This is a genomic window from Pseudorhodobacter sp. (assembly GCF_030452865.1).
Taxonomy (GTDB): Bacteria; Pseudomonadota; Alphaproteobacteria; order Rhodobacterales; family Rhodobacteraceae; genus Pseudorhodobacter.
This window is the reverse complement of sequence record NZ_JAKDLJ010000093.1, coordinates 1-10,555: the sequence shown is the minus strand read 5'-3', so window position 1 is coordinate 10,555 and position 10,555 is coordinate 1. Positions and strand designations below refer to the sequence as shown.

The window sequence follows — 10,555 nt, the reverse complement described above, 5'->3', positions numbered from 1 at the left end:
TTGCGCCCCGAATGCCGCAACCGATGGCCTCGGCGCAACGAACCCCTCCCATGCTTCGGCATATCCCCCCAGTGGCTTGGCCGCGACGGCATGGGCATCAAACCCGGCCACCTCCGGCAGGTCCGACGCAATACCGATGTCGAGCGAGGCCAGATCATAGCGCAGGCTGCGACCGCTCGCCAAAATCACGCGCCGGGTGTCGCAGTCCAACCCGATGGCGCTGTCGATGATGACGCGCGCACCTGCGAAACGGCCCAGACGCACCAGATCAATCATCATCTCGGCGCGGCTGTAATGCCCGGCAATATGGCCGGGCAACATGCCGGAATAGGGTGCCACCGGGCCGGGGTTGATCAGCGTTACCCGCGTCCCCGCTTGCGGCTGCATCCCCCATTTGCGCAACACCAGCGCATGGCTGTGCCCGCCACCAATCAGCACCAGATCGCGTATCTGTGGCCAGCCCTGCCCCTGCATCACCCGCCGCCTGCCCCGCCTTGGTTTTCCTTCGCGCCCTGACTAGCGGCTGCACCGTCAAATGGCGAGAGCGGATACCGCCACCGTTGCACATTTCAGGGCAACGGCCTAACCTGTCACCGACCTTCCGGAACAACAGCCCAATGCCGCGTAGCACGCCAAGTCTGAAGCAAACCCAGATCCAGAGGCTGCGGCTGAACACGGCGCTGGCATCCTCCATCCGTATCCTGCGCTTCGATGCCTCCGGCCTGACCCGGTATCTGGAGGAACAGGCCCGCGACAACCCTTTTCTGACGCTGGAAACCGCGCAACCCGCGCCGGGGGAATGGCTGCCACGCTGGACAACCGCCTTTGCTTCGCAGGGCCTGGGTGACGCCGGCAGCCCGGATGTCGGTGCGTTCTTGCAGGCTCCGGCGCTTGGACTGCTGGCGCATGTCTCGCGCCAGATCGACCAATTGTTTCCTCCGGGTCGCCCGCGGAACATCGCCTTTGCCCTGATGCAATCGCTGGAGCCTTCCGGCTGGCTCGGGCGACCGCTTGGCAATATCGCGGCAGAGTTCGGTTGCACGGTGCCCGAGGCAGAAGCTGTGCTGACCCGGTTGCACGCAATGGAACCCACCGGCCTTTTCGCGCGCTCATTGGCGGAATGTCTGCATCTGCAAGCGGAAGAGCGCGGGCTGCTTGATCGGCTGATGGGCTGTATTCTCGACCATCTGGATTTGTTGGCTGCGGGACAGACTGCGCGGCTGGCGCGGATGTGCGACGTGCCTGAAAGCGATGTCATAAAGACGGTAAGGATCATCCGCAGCTTTGATCCGAAACCCGGCGCGCAGTTTGGCCATGATGCCGCACCCGTGCGTGAACCCGACCTGACAATCAGCCGGGGCCCCTATGGCTGGCAGGTTTCGCTGAACCGCTCCGCCTTGCCGGATCTGCATGTCCGCGACACAGCGGCGTCCTCGGACGACGCGGAGGAAGCCTCTGAAAAGCGGCAGCAAGCGCGGGAATTGCAGCGGATTGTTACCAGCAGGAACCATACCTTGATGCGGATCACCCAAGAGATCCTGAAGCGGCAGGAGGCGATCCTGAGCCAAGGCATGACCGCCTTGCAACCTATGACAATGCGGGAGGTCGGTGTAGCAGTGGCGCTGCATGAAAGCACGATCAGCCGGGCGATTGCCGGGGTCAGCGTCGACACCCCGCGTGAAACCATCTGGCTCCGCTCTCTGTTCACCGCAGCGCCGGCGGGTGACGGCGGGGCAAGTGCGGGGGCGCTGCGGTCGCGGCTGCTCAAACTCATCCAGACCGAGGATGCCTTTGCCCCATTTTCCGATCAGGCACTGGCCGTGGCACTTTCGACGGAGACAGCAAAACTCGCCCGCCGCACCGTCGCGAAATACCGCGCGATGATGGATGTCCCCCCTGCACATCGGCGCAAACAACGGCGCTGACCGGCTTTGCCCCGGCGCATTGTGACAAACCGGCGCAAATTGCGTCGTTCCGGGCTGGGCAAGACCGCAGGTTTCGATCTAGACCGCGACTGTCCTGCGCGACAGGACAGCAGTTGGCCAACAGTTGGAACGAGACGGGCATGAGCATTTTTCTGGGTGTCGATACCGGCGGAACCTATACCGACGCGGTGATCTTGGATGACGAAACCGATACGGTTCTGGGCAAGGCCAAGGCGCTGACCACACGGCGCGACCTGTCGATCGGGATTGGCGGCGCCGTCGATGCCGCCTTGGCCACCGCAAAAATTGACCCCGAAAATATTTCGCTGGTGTCACTGTCAACCACCTTGGCGACGAATGCTCTGGTAGAAGGCCAAGGCGGGCGCGTGGCGCTGGTGTTCATCGGCTTTGACGATGGCGATCTGGAACGCGGCGGGTTGGCGGAGGCGTTGGGCGGCGATCCGGTGATCCGCATCAACGGCGGTCACAGCCATGCCGGGCAGGAAAGCGCACCGCTGGACCTTGACGGGCTGGAACAGGCGCTGCGCGGACAGGCGGTTGTCGCCTATGCCGTCGCATCCCGCTTTGCCACCCGCAACCCCGGCCATGAAATCGCCGCGCGCGACCTGATCCGGCAGGTTACAGCTCGCCCCGTCACCTGCTCGCATGAACTTTCGGCCAACCTGAACGGGCCGAAGCGCGCCTTGACGGCGGTGTTGAATGCGCGGCTGGTCGGCATGATCGACCGGCTTGTCACCGCCTGCGAAAGCCATGTGAAAAAACGCGGAATTACCGCGCCCTTAATGGTGGTGCGCGGCGATGGTGCGTTGATCGCCGCCGCCATGGTGCGCGAGCGCCCGATTGAAACCATCCTCTCCGGCCCCGCCGCCTCCATCGTGGGCGCGCGCTGGCTGACCGGGGCGACGGATGCACTGGTGTCGGACATCGGCGGCACCACAACTGACATCGCGCTGCTGAAAGACGGATTGCCGGAGATTGATCCGTTAGGCGCGCGCGTCGGTGCTTACCGGACCATGGTGGAGGCGGTGGCGATGCGCACCACCGGCCTTGGTGGCGACAGTGAAGCGCATCTGATCACCGAAGGGCTGACGGGTGGCTTTTTCCTTGGGCCGCGGCGATTGATCCCGGTGTCCTTGCTGGCGGTGGATCACGGCCAGATGGTGCATGACGCGCTGGACCGTGCGCTTTCCAACGACAAGCCCGGCGAACTCGACGGGCGTTTCGTGGTTCCTATGGGGTTTGAGCCTGCGGGACTGACGGCGCGCGAAACCGCGCTTCTGGCACGGGTCGATCGGCCAATGCCACTGGCTGCCGCGCTGACTTCCCGGCTGGAAGTGGCGGCGATGGACCGCCTTGTTGCGCGCGGTCTGGTGATGCTGTCAGGTGTGACACCATCGGACGCCAGCCATGTGCTTGGCGGATTGACCGATTGGGACCGCACGGCGTCCGACAAGGCGCTGTCGCTGATGGCGCGGCGACGCAACGGCAAGGGCGAACGGGTTGCCGCCAATGCCATCGCCCTCGCCCAGCAGATCGTCGATCAACTGACCGAACAAACCGCAACCTGCCTGTTGGAGGCGGCCTTCGGCGAAGACCCCACCTTTGCCGGGTCGGAGGAAAAGATCATGGCGCGGCACCCCTTGTTGCGCGCCGGTTTGAACCAACATCGCGGTATTGTGGAACTTTCGGCCCGCATTTGTGTGCCTATTGTCGGGCTTGGTGCCTCTGCCCCGTTCTATTACGGCGCGGTCGGCACCCGGCTCGGTGCGCAGATGATCCTGCCGGAACATGCCGGTGTCGCCAATGCCATCGGCGCGGTGGTGGGTCAGGTCAGCCAACGCGCAACCGGTGTGGTCTCGGCAGCGGGTGAAGGCCAGTTCATCGCGCATCTCGCCTATGGGCCAGAGGTGTTCGGCACCCGAGAAGCCGCGATGGATGTGATGGAAGCGGCACTGACGGCAGAGGCAACGGCGCGGGCGCATGTCGCAGGCGCGGATGATCTGCGCATCACCTCATCGCGCGATATTCGCGGTGCGGCAGTAGAAGGGCGGTCGATGTTTCTGGAAGCCACGATCAGCGTCACTGCCTCGGGTCGCCCCCGTATCGCCCATGCCTTGCCGGAAAAGCCCAGCATCGAATTGGGCGACGCCGCCTATGGCCGGGCAAAAGCGGTGCCGTAAGGCTGCCCCCTGCCCGCGACCGCGCCATGCCCCCCAATGCCACAGCGGATTGTAGCGCCCATGACCGGCAAAACGACCTGAACCGGCGGCGCGTCGGGGTGCCGCACACGCGCAAAACCGAAGCTCCAGAGATTTTCCCGGCGATTTGCCCTTGACGCATCCGGGTTGCCCGCTTAACCACCCGGCTCAAGTGGCGAGGTAGCTCAGCTGGTTAGAGCACACGACTCATAAATCGTGGGGTCGGGGGTTCGAGTCCCCCCCTCGCCACCACTTCCCCATCACGGCAAGATCACGAAGCAAGCAACCTGCCCAGCGCTTTGCGGTCAATCTTGGAGGCATGGCGGCGGTCCATCGGGATTTTTGTCAGATGCCGCACGTCGGGGATGCCCATGCCAATCGCCTTTTGTCGCCATTCCGGCAGGTGGCGCGCGTCGCCTTCAATCACCAGACAAGCCGTTTTGCCGACGCTCATGACTGCGCATTGCGTCACTCCTGCCCAACTATGCACGGCGACCTCAATGGCGAAAGGATAGACCGGGCCACCCGCCAGCGGCACCTGCGACCCGGTCCGCCCGAGCAACCAGAGCCTGCCCTGATCGTCAAACCGACCGGCATCGCCGGTCCTGTGCCAGATGATGTCACCCTCATGGATCTTGTTCTCGGCGTCATGGCGCGGGTCAAGATAACCGCCGTTGACATGCGCACCCGCAACCTGAATTTCATCGCCGACAATCCGCACCTGCAAGCCCGGCACCGGTGCCCCAACCAACAACCCCTGCCCGGCAACCATCTGCGCATGGTCCTTTGGTTCGATCTCTGCCGCGTCCAGATGCGCGATTGGTTCCGCCTCGGTGGAGCCATATACGCAGACGATCGAAAGCCCCGGACGGTCGGCGGCGAGCTTTTCCAGAATATCGGGAAACACCGGCCCCCCCCCGGTGAAAACGGTGTGCAAGTTGGCCGGAACCCCTGCCCGCACCAGCTTTTCGCACAGCGCCGGCGGGATCAATGCGCGGTTGACGTTCTGCTGTTTGATCCAACCGGCAAGCACTTCCGGCGCAAGCCGCTCCAACTTCGACATTTTCCAACTTGGCAGCACCGAGGTTTGACCGCTCGCGATATTGATCAGCACAAAGACCGGGAAAGCGACAAGATCACGCTCGGCCGCCGCACTTTGCAACATCGGCGCGATGGCCTGATGCTGTGCGCTCAGAAACCCGTGGCTGCGCGGGATCGCCTTGGGGGCACCGCTGGTGCCGGACGTGAAGGAAATCAGCGCGATGTCACCATCTTGCGGAGCAGGCAGATCAAGCCGTTTCCCTGCGGACACATTCGGGCGAAGTCGCCGCAACCGCCAGAGTTCGGGTAAAAGAAACTGCAAGACCCCAAAGACACCGGCACTGCAAAATGCCGTCGCTTCGGCAACTTTTGCCGCATGGCGCAACCCGGCAAGCCCCATCGCCGGTTCCGGCAACACCACAGTCGCCCCGAGCGACCAAAGTGCCGCAAGGCTGGCGTAAAGATCTGCGTCCAGCGGCATCGCCAAGAGGACGCGATCGCCTTTGCCTACGCCCCGCGCCTGCCACGCCCGCGCAAAGCCTTCGGCGCGGGTTTCCAACTGCGCGAAGCTGGTTTCCCGTCCCTTGCCATCGACAATCGCCACCCGGTCCGGATGCCGCAACACGGCAGCAGCGAAATCGGCCAGAAGGCTAACCATCCAGCTTCAACCCGAACAGTCCGTATTTCCGGAACACCTGCGCGCCTTCGGCGGCACTGCGCAGGGCAGAACGGTTGTCGTCATGGATCAACGCATGAATCGCGCTATCATAGCCGAGAGCCGCCGCCGATCTGTGAAAAGCATGTGCCATATGTTGCCCTGCGCCATGAGACAGACTGGCGTAGGTTTTCAGAATCACGCTTCTCGGCTTCGGCCCTTCGGCAAAATTCGGGGTTCCGAACAGAAAACCTGCCAGCGTTCCGTCTCGCCGTCGAGCGAAAAAGATCAACTCCCGCTTCAGCATTGGCACAAGTGGCATATACATCGCCAGGAACGCCTCCCGCGTGATCGGTTTGTAGAAGGCGTTTTGCGAAAACGCCTCGGTAGACAGGTCAAACACCTGACCGAACAGGGTTTCCGGGTCGCTGCCATCCCACGGTTCAATCGTGAAATCAGCGGGTTCCGGCGGCGGCGTCAAGGCGGTTTGTGCCAGCGGCACATGGGCGGAAAAATAGCTGCTGATCTGGGTGAAGCCTGCGGCTTTGAACAGTTCCAACCCATCCGCGCTATGGGCTGGCTCCAGCAAGAACGCCGGGCTGCCATCGGTTTCGGTGACAAAGCGGTAGCTGTGCCAGGTGTCGCCTTCCATCGGGCCAAGGATCTGGCGCAGTCCATTGCCCCGGATGAAACCTATTGCCTGCGCCAGCACTTCCGCACCCGCCGCCGGTGTTTTACAGGCGAAGGCACCAACAGTCGCACTGGCGGCACCATCCCATTCCGGGCCGTCAAGCCAAGCCGTGATTTTCGCGCCATCAACCCTGAACACCTGTCCCGTCATGCCCATAATCCCGGAATATCAATCGCATAAAGATACGATGCCAGCGGGATAGAAAGTGCCAGCAGCGTCAGTTTCGTCACCCGCGCCCGCGTGAACAGCGCCGGAAATGCAGACGGGACAATTGCCATCAGCACAGCCGATGCCACGACGACAAACCACATCGGACCATTCCAGTTCGCGCCGTCCGGGTTCAACCCGACGACTATCGCGCGCATCCCAAGCGCCGCCGCGAATATCCCTGCGATGCCGATGTACCGCGCAGAACTTGACCATGAACCAAGCGCCAACGCGCAATGTCCGATCATCATTCCCATCGCCACGATCCCGTAGAATGACACCGCGTTCCACCCCGTCGCGTTGCCCAAGGTCAGCGATCCGAAACTGACCATGGCCAACCCCGCCACGATATCCAGATCGGGGAATTTGCTGTTGCTCGGCGCGACACTCCGGCTCCAGACATGGGCGGCAAGGACGAGGATCGGGAACAGCGCGTTTTGCAACTCCGTCACCGCGAGCAACAGGAAAACCGCGGTGACATACACCCGCGCGGCATGATTGGTCAGCCCTATCTTCGGCGAAATAAACTTGAAGGCGACGATGCACCCGGCAAACAACACCGCAAGGGCCAGCAGGTCCAGCAGCGGATCCTCGGCATGGACCGACAGAAAGATCAAAAGCCCCATCGGCAGGAACAGATTGTCAAATCCGCGCCAGCTCACCGCCTCCACCAAAGTCCCGAACGCCGCAACCATCACCGACAGCACGATGATGTTGAGCGGCGGAAACGGTGTCATCAGCATCAGGCAGATGACCGAGATCAGCAAGGTCACCGCGAAAAATACGGTGCTGCCCTCGATGCTTTTATCCCCCTCCTCCACCCGGAAAAACCGCGTACCATAGCTGCGTCCGACAAGGGCGGCGGTCGCATCGGCCAGCGTCAGCACGGCGATGGGCAGAACGTAAAGGAAAAGCCGACCCTCGGACAGAAAGAGGCACAAGCCCACCGACACCGCCAACAGCAGATCGCCGTAGGATTGTCGGTCGACCCCATGCAGCGTTCGGCCAAGCCGTGAATTCGGCAGGCGCAAAACCAGCATCACAAGCAGCGTCACCACGACGAGGACATAGACCGGCCAGCGATCCGGGAACAGCCACGGCAGGACAATCGCATAGATGCCGGTGCCGATATGAACCAGCTTGCGCTGCAACTCTGCGCCGATATTCCAGACCACGGCAACCCGGCGAATGACCATCATCAACCCCAGCAGAACCACGACAGAGCCCAGCGCCAATGCGATCTGTGCAGCCGCAGTCATGCGTTCACCTGCTCCACCACGAAATCGGAATAGAAGAACGCCTTGTCGATGGCTTTCAACCGATCCTCCACCGCGCGCAGACGTGTGACCCGGTTCGCAAACGCCTGCGGCACCCGGCGCGGGGCCATCATGTTCCAATAGACCAGCCGCGCACCGGGGGCGGCGGCGTTCAGAATGGTGCCGTAGACCTGTTCAAAAACGTCGGGCGACATATATTCAAAAATATCCGACAGGTTGAACCCATCCGCCTTTTCGCCCGTCGAGACAAAGGCTTCCAGTGAGCCGGGGCGGATATCCAGCCGGTCAAGCCGGGATTTTATCACCTCGAAATGCTCTGCCCGCCATGTCATTGGCAACGCCGCGCCATGGGTGCCGTGCATGATCCAGTGCAGATAAGGGTTTTCCGACGGGTCACAATCGACCGCCGCGTGGCGGATGCGGCGGGCAACATGCTGCGCGGGGCTGCCCTCCACATGGTCAAAAAACGCTTGATCGCGCCCCATGCGCCCCATCACGAGGCGCGAGAAAAAGATGTTCAAAAGCAGGCGCCAACGCCATGAATTGAAACGGGTATCCAGGAAGGTTTGCCGTTCGGATTTTGGGCGCGGAACAAAGATCGCATCAATCGTCTTTTGTGAATGGACAAACGGCAGCAGACGGGTGCGGAAAATGCGGAAATAGCGTTCAAACTTGCCGACGCCGCCCGCGCCATGTTGGTCAACATCCTCGGCAAGACTTTCCCACAGATTCCGGGTCTCAGCGTCCAGATCGGCCAGCGCCCGGTTCAACAATTCCCGCCGCTGCGTGCTGGGTCGCGCGCCCATCAGTTCCAGAAATTCGGCATGGGTCAGGTGTCGGAACGCCCCGATCCGCAGTTTCAGGCAGGCGATCTGCGCCAGCGACAGATCGACCACGACCACTTTCGCCGGGTCCAGCACCAGCATCGCAAGCGCATTGTCCCCCGCTGCACAGATGGACACCAGCGTCCCTCCCGCACAAGCGCCCAAGCCTTGGGTCAACACATCCGCATCTTCCCACAACTGGGCATAGCGGATATGTCCAAAGTCGGCTTTATCTTCGATTTCAGAGCGTTGCATCGACTCTCTCCACCCGGCCCGTGGCCCCGTCAACCGCGACAATCTCGCCGTCCTTGATCCATTCCGTCGCATTCTTCAGCCCGACGACACAAGGGATGCCCAGTTCGCGCGCCACGATCGCGGAATGCGACAGCAGCGACCCACGTTCGACCACAATCGCGGAGGCGTTGCAGAACACTGCAATCCAACCTGGATCGGTATGACGCGCGACCAGAATATCCCCCGGCGCAAGCGTCTCCGTCCTCGGGTCGCGGATCACGCGGGCGCGGGCGGTAACTTGCCCGGCAGAACACCCGGTCGCCACCCGCTCCGTCGCGGTGTCTTTGTCAACTGGCACGGCATCCCAGACCGGCGCAATCGCCGGGCCGCGCAACTCGATCCGTTCAGGTGGGTCAGGGCGCAGAGCGGATGCCTCGGCTTCCGCCTTGCGCAGCGCAATGATTGCCTTGAGGTTGGGCGAAAGTGCGGCACCTTCAACAGCGCCCAACGCCTCCTCCACCGTCAGAAAGAAGATGGCCCGCGGGGTCGCAATCAAGCCACGCGCCGCAAATTCCCGCCCCAACGCCAGAAAAACCCGGCGCGTGTAGCCGAAAATTCGCGTCCGCTCAAACCGCAGGTTTTCGCGGTCACGCACCCGCGCCTTGGTCCAGCCGATCAGCCATCTTGCGAATTGCCGCTTGATCGGGTTCTTCGGGAACAGCAGCGCCCAATCCGGCTCACTCACCACATGGTGTGCCACCGCCTCGCGCATCGCACTCGCGGCAATCGCTTGCAGCAGGCTGGAGGGGTCGTCGGTCAGCGGGATGCTTTCCAGCTTCAATTCCTCGGTGCAGCGGTCGCCGAATTTCGCGATATAGGAATGCACGTCCGCCGCAATTGCCGGATGTGCCGCCAGCGCGGCCAACCCGTGCTCCCGCACCCCATCAGCAACCCCGGCGGCAGCCACCATCTGCCCCATCCTCGAAATCCGCTGTGCCGGTTCGGCAGAGATGATGTCGCCCTGCCCGATCATCACGTCATTATGCAGCAGCAACCCTTGCGGCCCGAGCCATTTTTCCAGCAGATTGCGCGATGCGCCAAAGGCGATCATGCAGAGAAAATCATTGACCAGCGGCGCATCCCAACGGTCGAGCAATGTGCTTTCAATCCGGCGATATTCTGCGGCCAGCGCCGTCGGCCCCGCCGTTGTCGTGTCAAAACCGCTGTTCAACGCCGCGTTGAGCCGCTCGTAAAACCGCGCTCGTGTCCGCGGCAGCCACATCGCCTGCCACAGAAGGCCCGCGCCAACCCGTACCAGTTTCAGGTATTCCAGCGCACGCCCCAAACCCCGCGCCGGGGGCGGGCCGATGCTGTCCGTGACCTCCGCCGGCATCGGCGTCGACACCCCCATCATGGTCTCCATATAGGCCCGGTTCAGCGAAAAACCGGGCAGAAGGGCAAGCGCGCGATACCAATTGACCA

General features: G+C 62.5%; 7 protein-coding genes, 1 tRNA gene and 1 pseudogene. 3 read left to right on the top strand and 6 right to left on the bottom strand.

Annotated features, from left to right (window positions below; translation table 11 throughout):
• Positions 1 to 474 (bottom strand): annotated as a pseudogene (locus tag L0H65_RS07665) (bifunctional NADH dehydrogenase FAD-containing subunit/selenide, water dikinase SelD); the annotation flags it as partial.
• 143 nt (positions 475 to 617) lie between these two features.
• On the opposite strand from L0H65_RS07665, the gene rpoN reads away from it, so the two are divergent.
• The 3 genes from rpoN (at position 618) to L0H65_RS07650 (ending at position 4,396) form a co-directional block, all read left to right on the top strand.
• Positions 618 to 1,925: an RNA polymerase factor sigma-54 gene (gene rpoN / locus L0H65_RS07660; RefSeq protein WP_301458270.1), complete on the top strand. Its 1,308-nt coding sequence runs from the start codon at positions 618 to 620 to the stop codon at positions 1,923 to 1,925.
• A gap of 140 nt (positions 1,926 to 2,065) precedes the next feature.
• Positions 2,066 to 4,126, top strand: coding sequence for a hydantoinase/oxoprolinase family protein (locus L0H65_RS07655; RefSeq protein ID WP_301458268.1), 2,061 nt, complete (start codon positions 2,066 to 2,068; stop codon positions 4,124 to 4,126).
• A gap of 192 nt (positions 4,127 to 4,318) precedes the next feature.
• Positions 4,319 to 4,396, top strand: a tRNA-OTHER gene (locus L0H65_RS07650).
• A 19-nt stretch (positions 4,397 to 4,415) separates the two neighbouring features.
• On the opposite strand, the gene L0H65_RS07645 is transcribed toward L0H65_RS07650, so the two are convergent.
• The 5 genes from L0H65_RS07645 to L0H65_RS07625 form a co-directional block, all read right to left on the bottom strand.
• Positions 4,416 to 5,843 (bottom strand): AMP-binding protein, encoded by a 1,428-nt coding sequence (locus tag L0H65_RS07645; protein WP_301458267.1) that lies wholly within the window; start codon positions 5,841 to 5,843, stop codon positions 4,416 to 4,418.
• A complete protein-coding gene (locus L0H65_RS07640; protein WP_301458265.1) occupies positions 5,836 to 6,681 on the bottom strand; it encodes a hypothetical protein in 846 nt (281 codons plus the stop codon). The genes L0H65_RS07645 and L0H65_RS07640 overlap by 8 nt, the downstream gene beginning before the upstream one ends.
• Positions 6,678 to 7,997: a diacylglycerol/polyprenol kinase family protein gene (locus L0H65_RS07635; RefSeq protein WP_301458264.1), complete on the bottom strand. Its 1,320-nt coding sequence runs from the start codon at positions 7,995 to 7,997 to the stop codon at positions 6,678 to 6,680. The genes L0H65_RS07640 and L0H65_RS07635 overlap by 4 nt, the downstream gene beginning before the upstream one ends.
• Positions 7,994 to 9,094 carry a DUF3419 family protein gene (locus L0H65_RS07630; protein ID WP_301458262.1) on the bottom strand — a complete coding sequence of 367 codons (1,101 nt, stop codon included), beginning with the start codon at positions 9,092 to 9,094 and terminating at the stop codon, positions 7,994 to 7,996. Before L0H65_RS07630 ends, L0H65_RS07635 begins: the two co-directional genes overlap by 4 nt.
• Positions 9,081 to 10,555, bottom strand: a 1,475-nt coding sequence (locus tag L0H65_RS07625) for a PEP-utilizing enzyme (RefSeq protein ID WP_301458260.1), incomplete at its 5' end; no start/stop codon positions are given. The genes L0H65_RS07630 and L0H65_RS07625, both read right to left, overlap by 14 nt.

Excerpts from the sequence above, each read along its gene's own strand:
- L0H65_RS07655 (WP_301458268.1), top strand. The coding sequence starts at position 2,066 with ATGAGCATTTTTCTGGGTGTCGATACCGGCGGAACCTATACCGACGCG.
- L0H65_RS07640 (WP_301458265.1), bottom strand. The coding sequence starts at position 6,681 with ATGACGGGACAGGTGTTCAGGGTTGATGGCGCGAAAATCACGGCTTGG.
- rpoN (WP_301458270.1), top strand. The coding sequence starts at position 618 with ATGCCGCGTAGCACGCCAAGTCTGAAGCAAACCCAGATCCAGAGGCTG.
- L0H65_RS07635 (WP_301458264.1), bottom strand. The coding sequence starts at position 7,997 with ATGACTGCGGCTGCACAGATCGCATTGGCGCTGGGCTCTGTCGTGGTT.
- L0H65_RS07630 (WP_301458262.1), bottom strand. The coding sequence starts at position 9,094 with ATGCAACGCTCTGAAATCGAAGATAAAGCCGACTTTGGACATATCCGC.
- L0H65_RS07645 (WP_301458267.1), bottom strand. The coding sequence starts at position 5,843 with ATGGTTAGCCTTCTGGCCGATTTCGCTGCTGCCGTGTTGCGGCATCCG.